Consider the following 22,280-nt stretch of genomic DNA (forward strand, 5'->3'; position numbering starts at 1 on the left):
ACCGACCTCGAAAGGCCGGTCCGATTCTGTCGACCACATGGGCCAAAAGGGCCAGATCACTGGGGGGACTCACCCTATCGAGTGAGGTGACCGCACTCCCCGCACGCTCAACCTCGGAGCACAGCCCCCGTACGCTCCCCGGCGAGGGCGACCGCCGCGTCCCGGGCCGCGGAAGCCTCGTCCACGGTCAGGGTCCGATCCCCCGCACGGAATCGCAGCGCATAGGCCAGGGACTTCTTGCCGTCCCCCAGCTGCTCCTCGTTCTCGTACACGTCGAACAGCCGGATCCCTTCGAGGAGTTCACCCGCGCCCTCACGCAGCGCGGTCTCGACCTCGGCGTGCGGCACGAACTTGTCGACGACCAGGGCGACATCCTGGGTGGCCACCGGGAACGTGGAGATGGCCGGCGCCTGCGGGGTGTCGTCGCCGACCGCCTCGAGGACATCCAGGTCCAGCTCCATCGCGGAGGTGCGCGTCGGCAGCCCGAACGCCTTCACCACCCGCGGATGCAGCTCACCGGCGTGACCGACGACCGTCTCGGCCCCGTCCACGACGACCACGAACTCGGCACAGCGGCCCGGGTGCCACGGCCCGTACTGACCGCCCCGCACGACCAGCTCGGCGCCTGCCTCACGCGCGACCAGGCGCCCGGCCTCGACCGCGTCGGCCCAGTCGGCCGGACGGCCCTTGCCCCACCAGCCGGCCTGCTCCCGCGCACCGGCGAGCACCACGGCCACGTGCCGCGGCTGTTCCGGCAGCGCGGCGTCCAGTTCGGCGATCTCCGCGTCCGTGGGACGCCGGTCCACCGGCAGCACCGCGGCGACGCGCTGCTCCGAGCGCGGCAGGAAGACCAGCCCGGTCTCGAACAGCGCCAGATCGTGCGAACCCCGCCCGTCGTTGCGCCGCAGGGCACCGAGCAGCCCCGGCAGCAGCGACGTACGCAGTGCGGGCTCCTCGTCGTTCAGCGGGTTGGTCAGCCTGACGACACGGCGAGCCGGGTCGCCGGCCTCCAGGCCCAGCTGGTCGAAGACCTGCTCGGAGACGAAGGGGTAGTTCGGCGCCTCGACGTACCCGGCACCCGCCAGCGCCCGCCCGGCCCGGCGGTGCAGCCGCTGGCGGTGGGTCAGGCCACGGCCGGCCGGCGGCCTGGGCAGCGTGGAGGGCAGGTTCTCGTAGCCCTCCAGCCGGATGACCTCTTCGGCCAGGTCGTTGATCTCCTGGAGGTCGGGACGCCAGGACGGCACCGTGACGATCAGCTCGTCCTGCCCGTACACGTCGCAGCCGACCTCCTGGAGACGGCGTACGACGGTCTCGCGGCCGTAGGAGACACCCGCGACCTTGTCCGGGTGGTTCGCCGGGACGCTGATCGTGTGCGGGGCCGACGGGGCGACGACCTCGGTGACACCGGCCTCGGCGGTGCCGCCCGCGAGCAGCACCAGCAGGTCGACCGTGCGCTGCGCGGCAGCGGCGGCGGCCTGCGGGTCGACGCCGCGCTCGAAGCGCCGGGACGCCTCGGAGGACAGCTTGTGGCGCCGGGCCGTACGCGCGATGGAGACCGCGTCGAAGTGGGCAGCCTCGATGACCACGTCGGTGGTGCCTTCGCCCTCGGCGTGGTCCGCGATCTCCGTGTTGGCGCCGCCCATGACGCCGGCGAGGCCGATGGGGCCACGGTCGTCGGTGATCACCAGGTCCTCGGCGTGCAGCTTCCGCTCGACGCCGTCGAGGGTCTTGATCTGCTCGCCCTCCGCGGCCCGGCGGACGCCGATGGTGCCCTGGACCAGCGTGCGGTCGTAGGCGTGCAGCGGCTGGCCGAGCTCCATCATCACGTAGTTGGTGACGTCGACGGCGAGCGAGATCGGGCGCATGCCGACCTTCTGCAGACGGCGCTGGAGCCAGAGCGGGGAGCGCGCCTCGGGGCTGAGACCGGTCACCGTACGGGCCGTGAAGCGGTCGCAGCCGAACGGGTCGGAGACCTGCACCGGGTAGCCGAAGGCGTTCGGGCCCGGGACGTCGAGCAGGGCCGGGTCGCGCAGCGGCAGACCGTAGGCGATCGCGGCCTCGCGGGCCACGCCCCGGATGGACAGGCAGTCGCCGCGGTTGGCGGTGACGGCGATGTCCAGGACCTCGTCGACCAGCTCCAGGAGCTCGATGGCGTCCTTGCCGACCTCGGTCTCCGGCGGCAGCACGATGATGCCGTGGCTGCCGTCGTCGCCCATGCCCAGCTCGTCGCCGGAGCAGATCATGCCGTGGGAGGTCTTGCCGTAGGTCTTGCGGGCCGAGATCGAGAAACCGCCGGGCAGCGTGGCACCCGGGAGCACGACCACGACCTTGTCGCCGACGACGAAGTTCCGGGCGCCGCAGACGATCTCCTGCGGCTCGCCCGTGCCGTTGGCCTGACCGACGTCGACCGTGCAGAAGCGGATCGGCTTCTTGAAGCCCTCCAGCTCCTCGATGGTCAGCACCTGGCCGACGACCAGGGGGCCCTTGAGGTCGGCGCCGAGGTGCTCGACGGTCTCGACCTCGAGCCCTGCGGAAACGAGCTTGGCCTGGACGTCACGGCCGGTTTCGGTCGCCGGCAGGTCGACGTACTCCCGCAGCCAAGAAAGCGGGACCCGCATCAGATCTCCATCCCGAACGGCCGGGTGAACCGGACGTCACCCTCGACCATGTCTCGCATGTCCTCGACGTTGTGGCGGAACATCAGCATCCGCTCGATGCCGAACCCGAAGGCGAAGCCGCTGTACTTCTGCGGGTCGACGCCACAGGCGGTCAGCACCTTGGGGTTGACCATTCCGCAGCCGCCCAGCTCGATCCAGCCCTCCGAGGAGCAGGTGCGGCAGGGGCGGTCGGGGTTGCCGACGGACTCGCCGCGGCAGACGTAGCACACCATGTCCATCTCGGCGGACGGCTCGGTGAAGGGGAAGAAGTTCGGGCGCAGCCGGGTCTTCATGCCCTCGCCGAACAGGGCCTGGACCATGTGGTCCATGGTGCCCTTGAGGTCGGCCATGGTCAGGCCCTCGTCGACGGCCAGCAGTTCGACCTGGCGGAAGACGGGGGTGTGCGTGGCGTCCAGCTCGTCGGTGCGGTAGACGACACCGGGGCAGATCACGTACACCGGCAGCTCACGGCTGAGCAGCGAGCGGATCTGCACGGGCGAGGTGTGGGTGCGCAGCACGACACCGGACTCGGTGCCGCCCTGGGGGCCCTCGACGAAGAAGGTGTCCTGCTCGCCGCGGGCCGGGTGGTCCGGGCCGATGTTGAGCGCGTCGAAGTTGAACCACTCGGCCTCGACCTGCGGGCCCTCGGCGACCTCGTAGCCCATGGCCACGAAGACGTCCTCGATGCGCTCGGAGAGCGTGGTGAGCGGGTGGCGGGCGCCGGCCGGTACGCGGTCGTACGGCAGCGTGACGTCCACCGCCTCCTCGACCAGCACGCGCTGGTCGCGCTCGGCCTCCAGCTCGGCCTGACGGCCGGCGAGGGCCTTGTTCACCGCGCCCCGGGCCTGGCCGACGAGCTTGCCTGCGGCGGCCTTGGCGTGCGGGGGCAGGGCGCCGATCTCGCGGTTGGCGAGGGCCAGCGGGGAGGTGCCCCCGGTGTGGGCGACCTTGGCCTCCTGGAGCGCGTCGAGGGAGCTCGCTGCGGCGAAGGCGGCGAGCGCCTCGTCCCGCATGCGCTCGATCTCTTCCGGTTTCAGGGCCTCGACCTCTACAGGGTCGTACGACTTGTTCGGTGCCGACATCTCTTCCCGTGCTTCCGATTGGCTGGCTGAAGGTCCCCGTCACCGACTCACTCAGAGGTCAGAGGGCCGTCCATGGGACACATGGGTGCCAAGGGCCGAGTCTAACGGGGTGGAGGTGTACGGATACGCCCGCGGGCTGCTCAGGCCGGTCTCAGGTCAGGTAGGCCGGAGCGCTCACGGGCAACGTAAATCGGAACTCGGCGCCGCCCTGGGGGGCGCGGCCGACCGTGATGGTGCCGCCGTGGGCTTCGACGATGCCCTTGACGATGTAGAGCCCGAGGCCGGTGCCACCGCGCTTGCTGCCCCGCCAGAAGCGGGTGAAGACGCGGTTCATGGACTCCTCCGGGATGCCGGGACCCTCGTCGCTCACCGTGACCGACGTGCCGGTGTCCTCCCCTTCGCGGGGCGACTCCGTGGGCGTGATGTCAATCGTGACGGTTCCCTCGCCGTGGCGCACCGCATTTTCCAGCAGGTTGCTGAGCACCTGGTCGATCTTGTCGGGGTCGGCCCACAGGGCGGGCAGCGGCTGCTCGAGGCGGAGCAGGAACCGGTCGGCGGCGAGGCCCGCGGCGACGTAGGCCTGGATGTGGCGTCCGACGGCGGCGCCGATGTCGACGGGCTGGCGCCTGACCTCCAGGCGCCCGGAGTCGATGCGGGAGATGTCGAGGAGCTCGGCGATGAGCCGGGTGACCCGGTCGGCGTCGGCGTCGACGGTCTCCAGCATCAGCCGTTTCTGGTCGTCGGTGAACCTCTCCCACTTGGCGAGGAGGGTCGCGGTGAAGCCCTTGACGGAGGTGAGCGGGGACCTGAGTTCGTGGGCCACGGTGGCGATCAGCTCGGCGTGGCTGCGCTCGGTGCGGCGGCGGGCCTCGGTGTCCCGGAGGGCGACGACGACACGGTGGACGGGCCCGGTCGGCCGGGTGCGCACGTACTGCGCGGAGACGAGGACCTCACGGCCGCCCGGCAGCAGCAGATTCCGTTCGGGCTGCCGCCTGCGGATGGCGAGGCCGCCGTACGGATCGGTCAGCTGCCACCAGCGCCGTCCCTCGAGGTCCTCTAACGGGAGGGCCTTCTCCAGCCGCTGTCCGAGGGCGTCCTCGGCGGGGAGGGCGGTGATCCGGGCCGCGGCTGCGTTGAAGCAGATCACGCGGCCCTGCTCGTCCGCGACGACGAGACCGTCGGGCAGCTGGTCGGGATCGATGCCGAGCTCGGCGGCACCACCGGCACAGGCTCCGGACACGTCCTGGGCGCTCCTCGTGCCGACACTCATCCCCGTACCCCACCTCTCCGACGGCGCAGGGCCCCCGAGCTGGTCACCCTACTGGTTCTCGGTGACGGAGCGGCACCCTCCGGGGGCGCGCTGTGCACGGGCTGACGCATAGAGACATACGGCGGCCGCGGTGGCGAGGTTCAGGCTCTCGGCCTTCCCGTGGATCGGAACGCGCACCACGGCGTCCGCGAGTGCGCGGGTCTCCTCCGGAAGCCCCCAGGCCTCGTTGCCGAACACCCAGGCGGTCGGCCCGCCCATGGTGCCCTGGTCGAGCTCGGCGTCGAGGTCGTCCGTCCCGGCCCCGTCGGCGGCGAGGATCCGCACACCGGCCCGCCGGAGACCCTCGACGGCCTCCTCCACGGGCACACCGACGGCGACGGGCAGGTGGAAGAGGGAGCCCACGGAGGCCCGTACGGCCTTGGGGTTGTAGAGATCGACGGACGCGTCGGTCAGTACGACGGCCTCGGCACCGGCCGCGTCGGCGCACCGCAGCACGGTGCCGGCGTTCCCGGGGTCCCGCACGTTCGCGAGCACCGCGACGAGTCGGGGCCGGGCGGCGAGGATCTCCTCGAAGGGGGTGTCGAGGAACCGGCAGATCCCGACGAGGCCCTGCGGGGTGACGGTCGTCGAGATGTCGGCGATGACGTCCTCGGCGGCGAGGTGCACACGGGCTCCGACGGCCCGGGCCGCTGCGATGATGTCGGCGTACCGTTCCGCCGCCTCCACGGTGGCGAACAGCTCCACCAGTCCATGCCCGGAGGCCTCCCGCACCGCCTGCGGCCCCTCGGCCAGGAACAGCCGCTCCTTCCCCCGGAAGTTCCGCTTGGCCAGCCGCCGCGCGGCGGAGACCCGGGGGGAACGGGGGGAGATCAGCTCGGGGGTGACGGGGGGCATGCTCTTCACCTTTGGATGTGTTCCGGGAAACAGCGGACCCGCAGGCATCACTGCCTGCGGGTCCACACAGTCACGTCGGCCTAGGGCCGGCGCAGCGTCACGCGGCCTTCGGCGCGTTCACGTCCGCCGGCAGAGCCTTCTGCGCGACCTCGACGAGCGCGGCGAACGCCGTCGCGTCGTTGACGGCCAGCTCGGCCAGGATCTTGCGGTCGACCTCGATGTTCGCCGCGTTCAGACCCTGGATGAAGCGGTTGTACGTGATGCCGTTGGCGCGGGCAGCGGCGTTGATGCGCTGGATCCACAGCCGCCGGAAGTCGCCCTTGCGCTTCTTGCGGTCGTTGTAGTTGTAGACCAGCGAGTGGGTGACCTGCTCCTTGGCCTTGCGGTACAGGCGCGAACGCTGACCGCGGTAGCCGGAGGCCGCCTCGAGGATCGCCCGGCGCTTCTTGTGGGCGTTGACTGCCCGCTTGACGCGTGCCACTTGTTAACTCCTTGTAGCGGGGCCGTGGTTGGACTCACACGGCCCGGTATCGATGGGGTCCCGGTCCAGACGTACGGCGCTCGGTGAAGGCGCCGCGTACGTCACTTGCCGAGAAGCTTCTTGATCTTCTTGGCGTCGCCCGGGGCCATCTCGGCGTTGCCGGTGAGGCGACGCGTCAGGCGCGACGTCTTGTGCTCGAGGTAGTGGCGCTTGCCGGCGCGCTCGCGGAGCACCTTGCCGGAGCCGGTGATCTTGAAGCGCTTGCTGGAACCGCTGTGCGTCTTGTTCTTCGGCATAGCGCCGTTCTCTCCTCGTCGGTGGCGCTCCGGTGCCCGGTCCTGAAACCGGGCACGGTGAGCGTCGCTCTTGTATCGGTTTGTGTCCTGGGGACTCGCGTCCCCCGGGGTCACGCCTCGGCGGAAGCCTCTGCCGGGGCCTCGGCCTCGACCTCGGCCTCGTCCTCGACGTGGTCGCCCTCCGCGGCGTTCTGCGACTTGCCGGGGTTGGCCTTCGCGTCTGCCTTGCGGGCTTCCTGCGCCTGGCGGGCCTCGGCCATCGCCTCGGTCTTCTTCTTGTGCGGACCGAGAACCATGATCATGTTTCGGCCGTCCTGCTTCGGGTTCGACTCGATGAAGCCGAGGTCCTGGACGTCCTCCGCGAGACGCTGCAGCAGTCGGTAGCCCAGCTCGGGCCGGGACTGCTCGCGACCACGGAACATGATCGTGATCTTGACCTTGTCGCCCTGCTTGAGGAACCGGACGACGTGACCCTTCTTGGTGTCATAGTCGTGCGGGTCGATCTTCGGCCGGAGCTTCATCTCCTTGATGACCGTGTGCGCCTGGTTCTTGCGCGCCTCACGGGCCTTCATGGCCGACTCGTACTTGAACTTCCCGTAGTCCATGAGCTTGCACACGGGCGGACGGGCGTTCGCCGCGACCTCGACCAGGTCCAGGTCGTACTCCTGCGCAAGCTCCAGTGCCTTGGCCAGGGGGACGATGCCCACCTGCTCGCCACTGGGACCGACAAGTCGCACCTCGGGAACGCGAATCCGGTCGTTGATGCGGGGCTCGGCGCTGATGGATCCTCCTCGGTTAGCACCACACGGCGGTCTGGCGGACAGCCGCGTATGTCTTTTTGTCAGACCTAACCGCACCGAGGAACAAAAAATGCCCCGGCGGATCACAGACGGGGCTCCAACACTGCCGGAGCACCGCCGCGATGACGCGGGGCGCACTTTCGGGCGACTCCATCGTCCGTACGGAACGATGGTGGCCGCCTGACCGGGGTGACCCGCCGTCCCAGGGGACGGCCGGGTGGGAGATCGGAGCCTCCACTTGTGGGCCGGACACGCGAATGTCCAGCCGGTCGTTACACAAGGTTAGCAGCAACCCGGGGGTGGTGCGAACCGCCGTGCGCCGGGCTCTATCGTGGGGGCCATGAGTGACACCCCTCCCGCGTCTGCCGGCTCTCCCGACTTCGACGACATGACCCGCGACATCGCCGAGGTCCCCGCCGTCGAGGTGATCGTGACGGTCGCCGTCAACCTGATGAGCGCCGCCGCGGTGAAGCTCGGCTTGACCGAGGAGGGCGACAAGTACAAGGACCTGGACGAGGCCCGCAAGCTGGTGGCGGCCCTGGCCGGCCTTCTGGACGCGAGCGCGACCGAGATCAGCTCCTTCCACGCGGCCCCGCTCCGCGACGGCCTGAAGTCCCTCCAGCTGGCCTTCCGCGAGGCTTCCCTCGTCCCGGACGAGCCGGGTCAGGGCCCGGGCGAGAAGTACACGGGCCCGGTCTACGGCTGATGCCGGGGCACTAGCTCACCCTCGTACGTACAAGGGCTCGCCCGGAGGTGTGGCCCCGGCCGGCAGAACTGCCAGGTCGAGGCCCCGTACCAGGCGGGCCCTCAGTGTTTCGTCGGCGGCCAGGCGCCGCGCGACCGCGTGGACGCCGGCGTCGTGCGGCACGGCCGGCTCGAAGACCAGGGCGAGGGTGCCGTCGGCCCGGCCCGGACCGAGATAGGCACGCAGCACCGCACCCACGTCGGCGACCACGGCACGCACCGCGTCCACGACCGCAGGGTCGGCGAGCGGATCCGTGGTGGTCCGTCCCTCGGCAAGGGCGAGCAACGCGGAGCCGGTCAGCTCGAAGGGCACCGGCCCCGCCAGGTCCAGTACGACCGTGTCGGCCCTCTCGTGCGCGGCAGCCTGCAGCGCCTGGTGCAGGGGTACGGCGACGGGACGGGCCTCGGGGTCCCAGCGGGCCAGCGACGCGGTGGAGGTGAAGGCCGGCAGGGCGGTGCGGGATCCGGCCTTGAGGGTGGGGACGGCCATGTCGCTGGTCTTCTCGCGGCGCAGCCCGTTCTCGTCCTCCTCGACCTCGCCGAGCACCGCCACCACGGGGACGAGCAGCCGGGCGCCCTTGAGGGCGTCCAGGACCGGGCCCACGGCGGCGCGGTCCTCGGCCCAGGCCGCGAGCGCCGCGCTCAGCCGGGGGTCGGCGGAGCCGTCGTCGTCGGAGAAGCCGGGGTCGGGAATGTTCTTGTTCGCCACGGTCACCGACCCTATAGGGGGCTTGCTGCTGCGGTTGTGCGGGCCCGGAAACCCGCCCGTGACCGCTTTCACGGGTTTCTCAGAGTTCGCTGACACAGCTCTAACGTCCGTCTAACGGCCCGCACAGTCGGCGCCCCGACGATCGGCGGCATGGAGTCCTCCAGAGCCGCCAGACGCCACGTCCGCAGGTTCCCCCTGCGGCCTTTGATGTACGCCGTGCTCGCCTGTGTCGCCATCGCCGGCGGCACGGCCGGGGGGACCGTGTACGTGAAGGCGCAGGCGCACTCCGGGGGCGGCACCGTATCGTCGGCGCCGACGCCGTCGTTCTCGTCCTCCCCGGCGGCCACGACTGAGGAGGCGACGGCGGTGACCGAGCCGGTGGTGGATCTCGACGAGCTGCTGTCCGACGCCATGAAGGCGGTGAGCCTGACGGGCGACGAGAAGGTCTCGGCGGCGGTGCTCGACCTGCAATCGGGCGACAGCGCCGTCTACGGCGACAGTGCCTTCGACACGGCGAGCATCGTGAAGGTCGACATCCTGGCGGCGCTGCTGCTCCGGCACCAGCAGGCGGGCACACAGCTCGGCGCACGGGAGAAGGCGTACGCCACCACGATGATCGAGAACAGCGACAACACCTCGGCGTCGGCGCTGTGGGACGTCATCGGGAAGGCCTCCGGGCTCGACGCCGCCAACAAGAGGTTCGGGCTGACCGGCACGGAGGGCGGCGACGGGGCGCTGTGGGGGCTGACCCAGACCACGGCGGCCGACCAGCTCACCCTGCTTCAGCAGGTGTTCGGGGACGACTCGGAGCTGAGCGAGGCCTCGCGGTCGTACCTTCAGGGGCTCATGGGCCGGATAGAGGCCGACCAGCAGTGGGGGGTGTCGGCCGCGGCCGACGACTCCGGGTGGGCGCTGAAGAACGGCTGGCTGCCGCGCAGCACGACCGGGCTGTGGGACGTCAACAGCATCGGGCGGGTGACGGTGGACGGCCACGCGTATCTGGTGGCCGTGCTCTCGAAGGGGAGCTCCACACAGGCGAAGGGGATTTCGCTGGTGGAGGCGGCGGCGAAGGCGGCGGTGTCGGTGTTCACGGGAGGGGATGCGTCGGCATCCTCGTCGGCGAACGCCACGAGCGCAGCGGCCCGCTGAGGCTTCGCCCGCCTCAGAAGCCCTCGTAGGACCGGCGGGGGCCCCGGCGGCCGCGCCACAGGACCACCCCGGTGATCAGCAGGGCCACGCCCAGGCCGCCCGCGAGCGGGGCCGCCCAACTGGCCGTGTCGCTGTCCGACTTGGCGGCATCGGGGCCGGAGCCGAAATACTTCTCGCCGTAGGACGCCGGCTGCAGTCCCTGCGGCTTCAGGCGGGCCGCGGCCTTCAGGGCTGCCGCGGGGTCGACGAAGCCGAAGCCGCGGGAGTCGTCGCGGCCGCCTGAGGGGGCGTTGCGGGCCGTGTCCTCCAGGAGCTTCTTGATCTGTGCGGGCGTCAGGTTCGGGTGGGCGGCCTTGACGAGGGCGACCGCGCCCGAGACGAACGCGGAGGCGGCGCTGGTTCCCCAGCCCTCGTAGTACTTGTGGTCGGGGTCGGCGATGACGACGTCGTCACCGGGGGCCGCGACCGTGGCGTACCAGCGGCGGGTGGAGAAGGAGGCGCGGGTGCCGAACTTGTCGACGGCGGTGGCGGCGATGACGCCCGGGTAGGCGGCCGGGTAGGAGATGTGGTCGCCCTTCTCGCCGCCGTTGCCCGCCGAGGCGACGACGACGGCGCCCTTCTTGAGCGCGTACTGGACGGCGTCGTCCTCACCGGCCTCGGGGTGCGCGGAGGCGGAGTCGTCGCCGAGGGAGAGGTTGATGACGTCGGCGCCGTGGTCGGCGGCCCAGCGGATGCCCTCGGCCAGGGCGTTGCCGCGGGTGTTGCGGGCCCTGGCGCGGGCCGGGTCGCGGTCCTCCAGGATCACGCGAACGGGGAGGATCTTGGCCTCGGGGGCGATGCCCATGACACCGTCGCCGTTGCCCACGCCGTGTCCGTGACCGGCGATGATGCCGGCCATGGCGGTGCCGTGCCGCGCCCAGGGCCGCTGCCCTCGCACGGCCCCGAATCCGATCATGTCCTTGCCGGTGAGGACGTTGCCGACGAGGTCGGGGTGGTCGTTCTCGACGCCGGTGTCCAGGACGGCGACGGTGACGCCCGCGCCCTTGGTGGTCTGCCAGGCCTCCTGGGTGTGCATGGCGTCCAGGGCCCACTGTTTGGCGCGGATGCCGTCGGCGTGCGCGGCGGTGGGCGGGACGAGGGCGACGGAGGCGGCCAGGAGGACGCTCAGGAGTCCTGCCCGGCGGGTCGTGACGCTCATGAGGACTGCTCCGGGGGCGAGGTGACGGTCTTGCGCAGGGCGCGTTCGACACGGTCGGCCAGCCCCTGGGCCTCGTTGCCGAGACCTGCCTGGGCGGCGGGGGTGGTGTCGCCGGACTCCATCGCCTTCTCGGCGGGCTCCGGGGTGTCGACCGTACGGCCGTCCGCCCAGCCGGAGACGGCGAACGCGACCACGGGGGCGTCGGTGAGGACGGAGACCGTCCACGAGGCCCGCTGCGCCGCGCCGAAGTCCGCGGCGAGGGTGTTCTTCGCGGCGTACGGGAGGGGCATCAGGTCGGTGCGGTCGGCCAGGCCCTCGCGGGTGAAGCGGGTGTCGAGCTCGCGCATGGCGGTGGCGTCGGCGTCGGTGAAGAGGAGGCCGACAGTGGTGACGTAGCTCTGGGTGGCGTCCGTGTAGGTGGCGCGCAGGAGGCGTTCGCAGCCGACGGGGGCGAGGGCCTTGCGCAGCAGCGGATCGAAGGCGTTCGTGCAGCCGCTGTCGGGGGCGACGGCGATCCGCGTCCATGTGCGGTCGGCTCCGCCGGGCCCGGCACCCTGGCCGTCCACGATCGGCGGGAACAGCTGGTCGACGGGCACGCTGTGCCACAGCTCACCGGCCTGGGCGAACCTGTCGCCGCCGCCTTCGTCCCCGGAGTCCCCGATCAGCCAACTCCCGGTCACGGCACCGCCGATGAGCCCGAGCCCGAGCACGGCGCACGCGGCCACGGCGGCGATCCGGGGAGGGATCCGCACCCCCCACGACCGCCCCTTGTAGCCGACCTCGGGCTCCCCGAACGACACAACGGGCCGCCCGTTGCCGGGCGTTCCGGCATGCGGGGGCATGGGGGCGCTCCAGGAGAGGGCGGGGTCGGGTGCGAGGGAGGCGGCCGACGATTCCGCGGGGGTCGGAGGCGTGGAGGGCCGGCCGGGAGGTGCTGGGGGCGTGGAAGGCCGGCCGGTGGGCACCGGGGGCGTTGCCGGCGGGCCCGCGGGCGCCGGTGGCATGGTCGGCGGACCCGCGGGCGCCGAGGGCGTGCGCAGGGCACCGGCGCCCGACGCCTCACGCGTGGGGCGCGGCGGGAATCCGGGGCGGGCGGGCGCACCCGGCCGTGCACCGGCCTGCGGCCCTGCGGCAGCACCCGGACGGTGTGGATCGGCTCCAGGGCGACCGGAACCGGAGCCCGGGCGGGCGTCGGGCACGGGCGGTACAACGGTGCCGCCCGAAGGCCCCCGCGACGCGGAGGGCGCGGACGCCGAGCCGGTACGCCCGTCACCCACCGCCGGCCCCGCCGGCACCGGCCGCATCCGGAAGGTCGTCTCGGACGCGCTCTCGGCGGGGGCGTCGGCACGACGCGGGGGCACGGAGGGCTGAGAGCCGGGCGGGGGCGGTACGGCACCGGACGCCGACGGCGAACCCTGCGCGGGAACCCCCGGGGTGTTCGGGTCCGGCGCCGGAGGGGTGTCCGGGAAGCGGGCCGAGGCCGGAGGCGGAGGCGGGGTGCTGCCGGGGAACGGGGTGCTCGAGTTCCGGGGGCCGGATCGGGCGTCGGTGTCGGAGGGGACCTGGGGCCGCCCCGTGCCCGTACGAGGGTTCGGGGGTGCGGTGGCGGCGGGGAGTGGTGCGCCCTCGGTCCCGCGGCCGTCCGACGCAGACCATGCCTCACCGTTGCGTGGTGTGGAGCCGGCTCCCGAGTCGTTGGTCGTTCGTATCGGCGGCCGACCGGTGGCACCCGATGCCTGGGACCGCTCCCCACCCGGCACACCGGTCTCCCGCCGCGCGTTCATGTCGCCGAACGCGCGGGGCGCCGTAGTGGCGGTGTCCTGTCGGCCCGCGTCACCGGATGCCTGGCGAGCCGATGTGTCCGGACCGCCGGACACCCGTGCGCCGCCCTCCTCGGGCCCCTGCCAGTCGAATCCGCCGAACGTCGCCCGGCCCCGCGCTCCCGGGCTTCGTCGGCTCCGCTCGCCGAACGCCTGCCAGTCGGTGTCCTCGCTCATCCGCCCGCCCGGCTCGACGATCTCCCGCCCGCCCGGCTCGACGGCTTCCCTGCGCCCCGACTCTTCGGACGGCTCCGCACCTGGCCCGTCCTCGCCCACCGCCGGCGGCTGGGCCGGCCTCGGTGGGGTCGTCGGGCGTGGAGGAATCGAGGCGCGACGTGCTTCGGTGCTCATGCACCCCCCGTTTCCTCATGTCCGGGCCGTTCGGTCGTGCGCGGGCCCTCGTCGGAGTCGCCGGCAGAGAAGACGGCCGTCCGGGCACGCATACCCGCACGGAAGGGCCGGCATCCCGGCGCGGCGGCGACGGGGGGCGGACAGCCCTGCGTGCGTGCGCGTCACTCTACGGGTTGTTCCTGGGCGAACGGGAACCAGTCCGCCAGGCCGGGGGCATCTGCCCGGAACGTCCCCCTACCCTGCGGTAATCCTGTCTGGCAGTCTTCGTTCATGACTGCGCGCGCCGCCGACCGGGCCCGTTACGACCGGGCCACCGCCCATCTCGACGCCCCCCTCGCGATCGTGGACCTGGACGCCTTCGACGCCAACGCGGACGATCTCGTCCGCCGGGCGGCGGGGAAACCCATCCGCGTCGCCAGCAAGTCCGTGCGGTGCCGGGCGCTGCTCGAACGCGTCCTGGCGAAGGACGGATTCGCGGGCATCATGTCCTTCACGCTCGCGGAGTCCCTGTGGCTGGCCCGGGGCGGCTTCGACGACATCCTGCTCGCCTACCCCTCCGCCGACCGCGCCGGATACGCCGAACTCGCCGCCGATCCCAAGCTCGCCGCCGCGGTGACAGTGATGGTCGACGACCCGGCGCAGCTCGCCTTCATCGACGGGGCGCGTGCGGGCGGCACCGAAGTCATCCGGGTCTGCCTGGAGTTGGACACCTCACTGAAGCTGCTCGGCGGCAGGGTGCGGGTCGGTGCCCGGCGTTCGCCCCTGCACTCCCCCGCCGAGGTCGCCGACATGGCACGCGCGGTGGCCCGGCGGCCCGGGTTCCAGGTCGTGGGAATCATGGCCTACGAGGGGCACATCGCCGGTGTCGGGGACTCGGTGGCCGGACGGCCGTTGCGTTCCCGGGCCGTCCGGCTGATGCAGGCCACCGCCCGCCGGGAGCTCGCCGAGCGGCGCGCCGCGGTGGTGCGCGCGGTACGGGCCGTCGTGCCGGACCTGGAGTTCGTCAACGGCGGCGGCACGGGCAGTGTGCAGCACACCGCCGCGGAGGACGCCGTCACGGAGATCGGCGCCGGGTCGGGGCTGTACGTCCCGAGGCTGTTCGACAACTACACGTCGTTCAGCGGACGTCCGGCCGCGCTCTTCGCCCAGCCCGTCGTGCGCAGGCCGGGGGTCGGCGTCGTGACCGTCCTCGGCGGTGGCTACCCGGCCTCCGGCGCGGCGGGACCCGACCGGCTGCCGGTGCCGTATCTGCCGGAGGGGCTGACGTACGACCCGCAGGAGGGGCCCGGCGAGGTGCAGACCCCGCTGCTCGGCACGCCCGCGGACGATCTGCTGCTCGGCGACAAGGTGTGGTTCCGGCACGCCAAGGCCGGTGAGCTGTGCGAGCGGTTCGAGAGGCTGCACCTGATCGAGGGGGACGCCGTCACGGCAACCGTCCCGACGTACCGCGGGGAAGGCCACACCTTCCTTTAGGTCAACGGGGGTCCAGGGGTCCGCCGCGGACGGGAGTGAAGGCCGGCGACTGGACGTGACCGCCGGGCCCCTGGGCCGTCCTCACCCGCCGGCGCACCAGGTGGCCGGCACAGGAACTGTCGGCTACCTGCGGCATGTCAGGGTTGTCCGTCCAGGCGGTCCCGTCCCACCAGCGCTCCAGGTGCGGAGCGTTGGGGTCCGGGTACCGGCCGGGCGGGAAGCGAACTGCTCATTGAGGCGCTCCAGGACGAGACCTACAGCGGTGTGACGTACGCCCCCGAGATGCCGCCGTCCACGAGGAAGTCGCTGGCGTTGACGAAGGAGGAGTCGTCGCTGGCCAGGAAGGCGACGGCGGCGGCGATCTCCTCGGCCTCGGCGAACCGGCCGACCGGAATGTGCACGAGCCGGCGCGCGGCCCGCTCGGGGTCCTTGGCGAACAGCTCCTGGAGCAGCGGGGTGTTGACCGGGCCCGGGCAGAGGGCGTTCACGCGGATGCCCTCCCTCGCGAACTGCACGCCCAGTTCGCGGGACATGGCGAGCACGCCGCCCTTGGAGGCGGTGTACGAGATCTGCGAGGTCGCCGCGCCCATCCGGGCCACGAAGGACGCCGTGTTGATGATGGAGCCCTTGCCCTGGCGCCGCATGTAGGGGATCGCGGCCTTGCAGCACAGGTAGACGGAGGTCAGGTTGACCTCCTGGACGCGCTTCCAGGCCTCGAGACCGGTCTCCAGGATGGAGTCGTCGTCGGGCGGGGAGATGCCCGCGTTGTTGAACGCGACGTCGACGCTGCCGTAGGTGTCGTACGCCGTCTTGAACAGGGCCTCGACCTGCTCCGGGTCGGTCACGTCGACCTTGACGAAGAGCCCGCCGACCTCGTCGGCGGCGGCCTTGCCGCGGGTTTCGTCGACGTCGGCGCAGACGACGTGGGCGCCCTCGGAGGCGAGTCGGCGGGCGGTGGCGAGACCGATGCCGCTGCCGGCTCCGGTGATGACGGCGGTGCGGCCGACGAGACGACGGCACACGATCTGATCGGTCACTGTGCGGGGCCCTCCGTGCTGATGAAGACGTTCTTGGTTTCGGTGAAGGCGGTCAGGGCGTCCGGGCCGAGCTCACGGCCGAGTCCGGACTGCTTGTAGCCGCCGAAGGGGGTCCAGTAGCGGACGCTGGAGTGGGAGTTGACGGACAGGTTGCCCGCCTTGACCGCCCGGGAGACGCGCAGCGCGCGGCCCAGGTCCCGGGTCCAGAGGGAACCGGAGAGGCCGTACGGGGTGTCGTTGGCGAGCCGGATCGCGTCCTCCTCGTCGGTGAAGGGCAGCAGGACCGCCACCGGGCCGAAGATCTCCTCGCGGGCGGCCTCGGAGTCGGGCGCCTCGCCGGTGAGGACGGTGGGCGCGAACCAGAAGCCGGGCCCGTCGGGCGCGCTGCCGCGCAGGCCGGGGGCGTCGGCGGGGACCAGTGCCCGTACGCGGTCCAGCTGCCGGCGGGAGATCAGCGGGCCCATCTGGGTCTTCTCGTCGGCGGGGTCGCCGACGACCACGGCGTGCACCGCGTCGGCGAGCAGTTCGCGGACCTCGTCGTAGACCGACTCCTGGACCAGGATCCGGGTGCGGGCGCAGCAGTCCTGGCCGGAGTTGTCGAGGAAGGAGAAGGGGTCGACGGCCGTGCGCAGGTCCGCGTCCGCGAAGACGATGTTGGGGCTCTTGCCGCCGAGTTCGAGGGTGACCGGCTTGACCTGGCGGGCGCAGCGCTCCATGACGGCACGGCCGGTGGCGGTGGAGCCGGTGAACACGATCTTCGCGACGCCGGGGTGTTCGACGAGGGCGGTGCCGGCGACCGGGCCGTGGCCCGGCAGCACCTGGAACAGGCCGTCCGGGAGGCCTGCCTCCAGGGCGAGTTCGGCGAGCCGCAGGGCGGTGAGCGGGGTCGTTTCGGCGGGCTTGAGGACGACGGCGTTGCCGGCGGCGAGCGCGGGGGCCGTACCCCAGGCCGCGATGGGCATGGGGAAGTTCCAGGGCGCGATGACCCCGACGACACCGAGCGGTTCGAGGATGGTGACGTCGAGTCCGCCGGGGACCGGGATCTGGCGGCCGTTCAACCGCTCCACTCCCCCGGCCGCATAACCCAGCAGATCACGGACGTTGCCCGCCTCCCAGCGGGCGTTGCCGAGGAGGTGACCGGCCTCGCGGACCTCCAACCGGGCCAGTTCCTCGATGTGTTGGTCGACGACGTCGGCGAACCGGCGCAGCAGCCGGGCCCGGTCGGCGGGTGCGAGCGCGGCCCACTTCGCCTGCGCCTTGGCGGCCCTGGTGACGGCCGCGTCCACGTCGGCCGCGGTGGCGGCGGGGACGGTGGCGACGACCTCCTCGGTGGCCGGGTTGAGGACGGTCAGCTCATGCTCGAAAGACGACGGGGACAACGAAGTACCTCTCACAGACGTTCGAAGGAGCGGCGCAGCTCCCAGTCGGTGACCGCCGCGTCGAAGGCTTCGAGCTCGACGCGGGCCATGTTGCGGTAGTGCGCGACGACCTCGTCGCCGAAGGCCGCCTTGGCGATGGGGCTGTTCTCCCAGAGCTCGGCGGCCTCGCGCAGGGTGGTGGGGACGTGCGCGTACTCGGCGGTGTAGGCGTTGCCGGTACAGGCCTCCGGCAGCTCCAGCTTCTGCTCGATGCCGTACAGCCCCGCCGCGACCAGCCCGGCGACCGCGAGGTACGGGTTGACGTCACCGCCGGGCAGCCGGTTCTCGAAGCGCAGGGAGCGGCCGTGGCCCACGACACGGAGGGCGCAGGTGCGGTTGTCGTGGCCCCACGCCGCGGCCGTGGGGGCGAAGGACCCCGGCTGGAACCGCTTGTAGGAGTTGATGTTGGGGGCGTAGAGGAGCGAGAAGTCCCTGAGGGCCGCCAGCTGCCCCGCGAGGAAGTACCGCATCACGTCCGACATCCCGTCCGGGCCGGCCATCGCGTTGTTGCCGGCGGCGTCGGCGAGCGAGAGGTGGATGTGGCAGGAGTTGCCCTCGCGCTCGTTGTACTTGGCCATGAAGGTGAGCGACACGCCCTCCTGTGCGGCGATCTCCTTGGCGCCGGTCTTGTAGATGGCGTGCTGGTCGCAGGTGACCACGGCCTCGTCGTAGCGGAAGGCGATCTCGTGCTGGCCGGGGTTGCACTCGCCCTTGGCGGACTCGACGGTGAGCCCGGCGGCCGCCATTTCGTTGCGGATACGGCGGAGCAGGGGCTCGATGCGTCCCGTGCCCAGCACCGAGTAGTCGATGTTGTACTGGTTCGCCGGGGTCAGGCCTCGGTAGTTCGCGTCCCAGGCCTGCTCGTAGGTGTCCTTGAAGACGATGAACTCCAGCTCGGTGCCGACCTGGGCGGTGTAGCCGAGCTCGGCGAGCCGCTCCAGCTGGCGGCGCAGGATCTGGCGGGGCGCGGCGACGACCGGGGAGCCGTCCTCCCAGGCGAGATCGGCGACCAGCAGGGCCGTACCGGCGTTCCACGGCACGCGGCGCAGGGTGCTCAGGTCGGGGCGCATGGCGAAGTCGCCGTACCCCCGGTCCCAGGACGACATCGCGTAGCCGTCGACGGTGTTCATCTCGGTGTCGACGGCGAGGAGGTAGTTGCAGCCCTCGGTGCCGTGGTGGAGTACCTCGTCGAGGAAGAAGCGGGCGGCGAACCGCTTGCCCTGGAGCCGGCCCTGCATGTCGGGGAAGGCCAGGACGACGGTGTCGATCTCACCGCTCGCGACGAGGGCATGCAGCTCCTCGACGCCGAGCGGGGGTGTGCGGTCTGCCACGGGAGAGCTCCTTCGGCTGCTGCGCGTTTTTCCGACCGGGCCGGGAGCCATAAGGTATTGCTCTGAACCATTGCTTGGGAAGGGGGCTCGGCCATATGTCGGTGGACGCTGACGGCGGCCCGGACGACCGGTTGACGCCGGTGCTGCGGCCGGTCAGGGCGGGCAACGGCTTCGAGGAGGCGCTGGAGCAGATCCTCCAGGTCGTGCGGCTCGGCCTGGTACCGGGGGGCGGACGGCTGCCGGCCGAGCGGGAGCTCGCGGAGCGGCTCGGGATCAGCCGCGTGACGCTGCGCGAGGTGCTGAAGGTGCTCCAGGACCAGGGGCTGGTGGAGTCGCGGCGCGGGCGGTACGGCGGCACGTTCGTCCTGCCCCGTGCGCAGGACGCGGTCGGCGAGGAGGAGCTGCGGCGCCGGATCGCGGAGGCGGACATCGAGGACGTGCTGCGCTTCCGGGAGGTCCTCGAGGTGGGTGCGGCGGGTCTGTGCGCGACGCACGGCCTCACGGACCAGCAGGCGCAGCGGCTGCGCGAGGCCCTGGCCGCCACCCAGGAGGCCCCGCTGGCGGACTACCGGCGCCTGGACACGCTGCTGCACCTCACGCTGGCGGAACTGTGCGGCTCGCCGACGCTGACCGCCCAGTACGCGGCGGTAAGGGCCTCGGTGAACGACCTCCTGGACTGCATCCCGCTCCTGGTGCGCAACCTGGAGCACTCCCAGCGGCAGCACGCGGCACTGGTCGAGGCGGTGCTGGACGGGGACGCCGACGGGGCCCGGGAGATGATGCGGGAGCACTGCGCGGGGACGGCGGCGCTGCTGCGCGGTTTCCTGGCGTGACCTTGATTCTTGACACCGCCAGGCGCAAAGGTATGGGCGTGGGCCATTGCAAGCCTGGGAGGGCCGTGTGACCGTACGACCGCTGATCGGTGTCAGCACGTATCTGGAGGCCGGCGCGCGCTGGGGCGTCTGGGAGCTGGAGGCGGTACTGCTGCCGGCAGGGTATCCGCGACTCGTCCAACGCGCGGGCGGTCTCGCCGCGATGCTCCCGCCGGACGCACCGGAGCACGCGGCCGCGACGGTGGCCCGTCTCGACGGTCTGGTCGTCGCGGGCGGCCCGGACGTCGAGCCGGTCCATTACGGCGCCGCCCCCGACCCCCGCACGGGCCCGCCCGCTCGCGCCCGGGACACCTGGGAGCTGGCCCTGATCAGGGCGGCGCTGGCGGCCGGCGTTCCCCTCCTGGGCATCTGCCGCGGCATGCAACTGCTGAACGTCGCTCTCGGCGGCACCCTCGTCCAGCACATCGACGGGCACGCTCAGGTGCCGGGAGTCTTCGGCCACCACCCGGTCAAGCCCGTACCGGGCACGGTGTACGGCGACCTCGCCCCGGAGGAGACCTCCGTACCGACCTACCACCACCAGGCGGTGGACCGCCTCGGGGCGGGCCTCCTGGCGTCGGCGCACGCGCCGGACGGCACGGTGGAGGCCGTCGAACTCCCCGGCCCGCCCTGGGTGCTGGGTGTGCAGTGGCATCCGGAGATGGACACGGACCTGCGGGTGATGCGGGGGCTGGTGGCGGCCGCTAGCGCCCGGTGAGCCGGCGCCGGAGCCAGGCCAGGGCCGTGTCGCCCTGTGCCCGCTGGAAGGCCCGGACGGTGGGAATGCCGGGCGGCGGGGGCAGCAGGGAGTGGTACAGGAAGTAGCCGGTCACGGCCGCGAGGGCGGTGGTGACGGCGTCCGGGTCGGCGGCCGCGCCCAGCGGGTGTGCCGTGAACAGCTCCTCCGGGTCCGGGCCGCCCTGGGCCCGGACGCACGGCAGCATCACCAGCAGGTCGAACCAGGCGGTGGCACGCAGGGCGTGCGGCCAGTCGACGAACACGGTACGGCCGGCGCCGGTGAGCAGGATGTTGTCCGCCCGCAGGTCCCCGTGGGCGAGGGTGTCGCCGGTGACGGCCTCGGGCCAGGGGGCGGCCAGTTCCGCGAGGCGGGACAGATGGCCGGCGGTCCAGGGGCCGAGGTGTTCCGCGAGGCCCTCGTGCTCACCGTCCAGGAGTCGCTGCCAGCCGTCGAAGGTGCGGGCGAGGGCCGTGGCGGCGGGCGGGGCGTCGAGCGGGGACGGGGTGAGGGTGTGGCTCAGTTCCGCCACCGCGTCCAGGACGCGTGCCAACTCGGCCTTCTGCCACGGGATGTGGGGTTGGCGGCCGGGGACGTCCTCGTACACGAGGGCCACCCAGGTGCCGTCGTCGTAGGTGCCGAGCAGGCGGGGCGCCGGGACCGTGACGGGGAGCGCGGCGGCGTTCCGTGCCTCGGTGCGGTGCAGTTGCGGGCTGTCGGGGTTGTTGTCGCCGCTGACGGCCTTGACGAAGGCCCGGTGGCCGGTGGCGGAGCGGACGCGGGTGGCGGCGCCCGGGGAGAATCCGCCGGGTTGGGTGGTGGCGTGGGTGACCCGTCCGCCGAGCACGTCCGCGACGGCGTCTCGTAGGGCCCTGGGGAGGTCTTCCCAGGGGGTGCGGACGCCGGTGGCGGGTGGGGCGGTGGCCGTCATGCGGTTCATGGTGCGGGTCCGCCGGGCCGGCTCGCCAAGGGTTTTCGCCCCGGTGAGGAGACGTCCTACGCCCGCGTCAGCGACAGCAGGTCCCTCGCCGGGCCCACCGGGCGGTGCCCCGTGGGCCACACCGCCCGCAGGTCCCGTGCCAGCGACACCCCCTCGACCGGCACCCGCACCAGGCGGCGCGTCGCCAGTTCCTCCCCCACCGCCAGCTCGCTCAGGACCGCCGGACCCGCTCCGCTCACCACCGCCGCCTTCACCGCCGTGGTGGAGGAGAGTTCGATCAGCGGGCGGGCCAGGCCGCCCAGGGCCGCGTCCAGCACCTGTCGCGTGCCCGAGCCCTTCTCGCGGAGGATCAACGGTGTCGTCGCCAGTTCGGTGGCGGCCAAAGGGCGTCGGCGGCGGGCCCACGCGTGTCCCGGGGCGGTCACCACGATGAGGTGGTCGTGGGCTATCACCACCGAGTCGAGGCCGGGAGGGACCGTCAGCCCCTCCACGAAGCCAAGGTCCGCCTCGTCCGACAGCAACCGCTCCGCCACCGTGGCCGAGTTCCCCGCGTGCAGGGACACCGCCGTGTCCGGCCGCCCGGCACGCAGCGCCAGCAGCCACCCCGGCAGCAGATACTCCGCAATCGTCATGCTCGCCGCCACCCGCAGCCGGGAGTCGCGCCGGACCCGCAGCGCCTGCGCCCCCACGTCGAAGGCCTCCGCCGCCGCCACGATCCGCCGGGCCCAGTCCGTCACCAGCGCCCCGGCGTCCGTGAGCCGGGAGCCGCGGGGCGAGCGGTCGACCAGGGCCACTCCCAGCTGCCGTTCCATCGAGCGGATCCGGCTGCTCGCCGCCGGCTGGGTGATGCCGACCTCCCGCGCCGCCCCGCCGAGGCTCCCGAGCCGCGCCACGGCCAGCAGCAGCTCCAGCGCCCCGAGATCCGGTACCCGGTGGGCCAGCCCACCGCCCACCGCTGCCCCTTGCTGATCCACACCGCTCATAAAGACAGCTTATGCCCTCATAGAGCCATACTCCCTGGT

General features: G+C 72.3%; 21 protein-coding genes and 1 pseudogene. 6 read left to right on the forward strand and 16 right to left on the reverse strand.

Annotated elements, in window-relative coordinates; genetic code table 11:
* Positions 1–107 precede the first annotated feature (107 nt).
* The 7 genes and pseudogenes from pheT to infC all read right to left on the reverse strand — a co-directional run bounded on the left by pheT (position 108) and on the right by infC (position 7,487).
* Positions 108–2,618: a phenylalanine--tRNA ligase subunit beta gene (pheT, locus tag QF027_RS09955; RefSeq protein ID WP_307074011.1), complete on the reverse strand. Its 2,511-nt coding sequence runs from the start codon at positions 2,616–2,618 to the stop codon at positions 108–110.
* Entirely contained in the window at positions 2,618–3,739 is a 1,122-nt protein-coding gene (gene pheS, locus QF027_RS09960; RefSeq protein WP_307074013.1) for a phenylalanine--tRNA ligase subunit alpha, read from the reverse strand. Before pheS ends, pheT begins: the two co-directional genes overlap by 1 nt.
* 151 nt (positions 3,740–3,890) lie before the next feature.
* On the reverse strand, positions 3,891–5,009 hold the full coding sequence (locus QF027_RS09965; RefSeq protein ID WP_306984048.1) for a sensor histidine kinase: 1,119 nt from the start codon (positions 5,007–5,009) through the stop codon (positions 3,891–3,893).
* 48 nt (positions 5,010–5,057) lie between these two features.
* On the reverse strand, positions 5,058–5,903 hold the full coding sequence (locus QF027_RS09970; protein WP_307074015.1) for a TrmH family RNA methyltransferase: 846 nt from the start codon (positions 5,901–5,903) through the stop codon (positions 5,058–5,060).
* 97 nt (positions 5,904–6,000) lie between these two features.
* Positions 6,001–6,384, reverse strand: a complete 384-nt coding sequence (rplT, locus tag QF027_RS09975; RefSeq protein WP_020132316.1) for a 50S ribosomal protein L20 — start codon at positions 6,382–6,384, stop codon at positions 6,001–6,003.
* A 101-nt stretch (positions 6,385–6,485) separates the two neighbouring features.
* On the reverse strand, positions 6,486–6,680 hold the full coding sequence (gene rpmI / locus QF027_RS09980) for a 50S ribosomal protein L35 (protein ID WP_057614273.1): 195 nt from the start codon (positions 6,678–6,680) through the stop codon (positions 6,486–6,488).
* Between the two features lie 110 nt (positions 6,681–6,790).
* Positions 6,791–7,487 (reverse strand): annotated as a pseudogene (gene infC / locus QF027_RS09985) (translation initiation factor IF-3).
* A gap of 333 nt (positions 7,488–7,820) precedes the next feature.
* Here infC and QF027_RS09990 point away from each other — a divergent pair.
* Positions 7,821–8,186, forward strand: a complete 366-nt coding sequence (locus QF027_RS09990) for a DUF1844 domain-containing protein (protein WP_307074017.1) — start codon at positions 7,821–7,823, stop codon at positions 8,184–8,186.
* Between the two features lie 15 nt (positions 8,187–8,201).
* On the opposite strand, the gene QF027_RS09995 is transcribed toward QF027_RS09990, so the two are convergent.
* Positions 8,202–8,933 carry an SseB family protein gene (locus tag QF027_RS09995; RefSeq protein WP_306984040.1) on the reverse strand — a complete coding sequence of 244 codons (732 nt, stop codon included), beginning with the start codon at positions 8,931–8,933 and terminating at the stop codon, positions 8,202–8,204.
* A 150-nt stretch (positions 8,934–9,083) separates the two neighbouring features.
* Here QF027_RS09995 and QF027_RS10000 point away from each other — a divergent pair, with 150 nt between their 5' ends.
* Positions 9,084–10,082, forward strand: a complete 999-nt coding sequence (locus QF027_RS10000) for a serine hydrolase (protein WP_307074019.1) — start codon at positions 9,084–9,086, stop codon at positions 10,080–10,082.
* A gap of 13 nt (positions 10,083–10,095) precedes the next feature.
* On the opposite strand, the gene mycP is transcribed toward QF027_RS10000, so the two are convergent.
* Positions 10,096–11,280: a type VII secretion-associated serine protease mycosin gene (mycP, locus tag QF027_RS10005; protein ID WP_306984037.1), complete on the reverse strand. Its 1,185-nt coding sequence runs from the start codon at positions 11,278–11,280 to the stop codon at positions 10,096–10,098.
* On the reverse strand, positions 11,277–12,080 hold the full coding sequence (locus tag QF027_RS10010) for a hypothetical protein (protein WP_373432111.1): 804 nt from the start codon (positions 12,078–12,080) through the stop codon (positions 11,277–11,279). The genes mycP and QF027_RS10010 overlap by 4 nt, the downstream gene beginning before the upstream one ends.
* Before the next feature lie 412 nt (positions 12,081–12,492).
* Here QF027_RS10010 and QF027_RS10015 point away from each other — a divergent pair, with 412 nt between their 5' ends.
* Positions 12,493–12,651, forward strand: a complete 159-nt coding sequence (locus QF027_RS10015; protein ID WP_307074024.1) for a hypothetical protein — start codon at positions 12,493–12,495, stop codon at positions 12,649–12,651.
* A 1,070-nt stretch (positions 12,652–13,721) separates the two neighbouring features.
* Positions 13,722–14,924, forward strand: a complete 1,203-nt coding sequence (locus QF027_RS10020; protein WP_306984032.1) for an amino acid deaminase/aldolase — start codon at positions 13,722–13,724, stop codon at positions 14,922–14,924.
* A 1-nt stretch (position 14,925) separates the two neighbouring features.
* On the opposite strand, the gene QF027_RS10025 is transcribed toward QF027_RS10020, so the two are convergent.
* The 4 genes from QF027_RS10025 to QF027_RS10040 all read right to left on the reverse strand — a co-directional run bounded on the left by QF027_RS10025 (position 14,926) and on the right by QF027_RS10040 (position 18,710).
* Positions 14,926–15,105 (reverse strand): DUF2510 domain-containing protein, encoded by a 180-nt coding sequence (locus tag QF027_RS10025; protein ID WP_307082336.1) that lies wholly within the window; start codon positions 15,103–15,105, stop codon positions 14,926–14,928.
* Positions 15,106–15,178: 73 nt separating this feature from the next.
* Entirely contained in the window at positions 15,179–15,961 is a 783-nt protein-coding gene (locus QF027_RS10030) for a 3-oxoacyl-ACP reductase (RefSeq protein WP_306984029.1), read from the reverse strand.
* Positions 15,958–17,340 (reverse strand): aldehyde dehydrogenase family protein, encoded by a 1,383-nt coding sequence (locus tag QF027_RS10035; RefSeq protein WP_307074026.1) that lies wholly within the window; start codon positions 17,338–17,340, stop codon positions 15,958–15,960. Before QF027_RS10035 ends, QF027_RS10030 begins: the two co-directional genes overlap by 4 nt.
* 11 nt (positions 17,341–17,351) lie before the next feature.
* The gene (locus QF027_RS10040; protein ID WP_307074028.1) at positions 17,352–18,710 is read right to left on the reverse strand and encodes a glutamine synthetase family protein; all 1,359 of its coding nucleotides are present in this window, start codon (positions 18,708–18,710) and stop codon (positions 17,352–17,354) included.
* 95 nt (positions 18,711–18,805) lie between these two features.
* On the opposite strand from QF027_RS10040, the gene QF027_RS10045 reads away from it, so the two are divergent.
* The gene (locus QF027_RS10045) at positions 18,806–19,543 is read left to right on the forward strand and encodes a FadR/GntR family transcriptional regulator (protein WP_266526248.1); all 738 of its coding nucleotides are present in this window, start codon (positions 18,806–18,808) and stop codon (positions 19,541–19,543) included.
* Between the two features lie 67 nt (positions 19,544–19,610).
* Positions 19,611–20,300 (forward strand): gamma-glutamyl-gamma-aminobutyrate hydrolase family protein, encoded by a 690-nt coding sequence (locus QF027_RS10050; RefSeq protein ID WP_306984023.1) that lies wholly within the window; start codon positions 19,611–19,613, stop codon positions 20,298–20,300.
* Here the strand turns inward: QF027_RS10050 and QF027_RS10055 are convergent.
* Positions 20,287–21,249, reverse strand: a complete 963-nt coding sequence (locus QF027_RS10055) for an aminoglycoside phosphotransferase family protein (RefSeq protein ID WP_306984021.1) — start codon at positions 21,247–21,249, stop codon at positions 20,287–20,289. The genes QF027_RS10050 and QF027_RS10055 overlap by 14 nt on opposite strands.
* 65 nt (positions 21,250–21,314) lie before the next feature.
* Entirely contained in the window at positions 21,315–22,241 is a 927-nt protein-coding gene (locus tag QF027_RS10060; protein ID WP_306984018.1) for a LysR family transcriptional regulator, read from the reverse strand.
* Positions 22,242–22,280: the final 39 nt, after the last annotated feature.

Source organism: Streptomyces canus, from assembly GCF_030816965.1.
GTDB lineage: Bacteria > Actinomycetota > Actinomycetes > Streptomycetales > Streptomycetaceae > Streptomyces > Streptomyces canus_E.

Coding starts and splice junctions, on each gene's coding strand:
- pheT (WP_307074011.1), bottom strand. CDS start 2,618: ATGCGGGTCCCGCTTTCTTGGCTGCGGGAGTACGTCGACCTGCCGGCG.
- pheS (WP_307074013.1), bottom strand. CDS start 3,739: ATGTCGGCACCGAACAAGTCGTACGACCCTGTAGAGGTCGAGGCCCTG.
- QF027_RS09965 (WP_306984048.1), bottom strand. CDS start 5,009: ATGAGTGTCGGCACGAGGAGCGCCCAGGACGTGTCCGGAGCCTGTGCC.
- QF027_RS09970 (WP_307074015.1), bottom strand. CDS start 5,903: ATGCCCCCCGTCACCCCCGAGCTGATCTCCCCCCGTTCCCCCCGGGTC.
- rpmI (WP_057614273.1), bottom strand. CDS start 6,680: ATGCCGAAGAACAAGACGCACAGCGGTTCCAGCAAGCGCTTCAAGATC.
- QF027_RS09990 (WP_307074017.1), top strand. CDS start 7,821: ATGAGTGACACCCCTCCCGCGTCTGCCGGCTCTCCCGACTTCGACGAC.
- QF027_RS10000 (WP_307074019.1), top strand. CDS start 9,084: ATGGAGTCCTCCAGAGCCGCCAGACGCCACGTCCGCAGGTTCCCCCTG.
- mycP (WP_306984037.1), bottom strand. CDS start 11,280: ATGAGCGTCACGACCCGCCGGGCAGGACTCCTGAGCGTCCTCCTGGCC.
- QF027_RS10020 (WP_306984032.1), top strand. CDS start 13,722: ATGACTGCGCGCGCCGCCGACCGGGCCCGTTACGACCGGGCCACCGCC.
- QF027_RS10045 (WP_266526248.1), top strand. CDS start 18,806: ATGTCGGTGGACGCTGACGGCGGCCCGGACGACCGGTTGACGCCGGTG.
- QF027_RS10055 (WP_306984021.1), bottom strand. CDS start 21,249: ATGACGGCCACCGCCCCACCCGCCACCGGCGTCCGCACCCCCTGGGAA.
- QF027_RS10060 (WP_306984018.1), bottom strand. CDS start 22,241: ATGAGCGGTGTGGATCAGCAAGGGGCAGCGGTGGGCGGTGGGCTGGCC.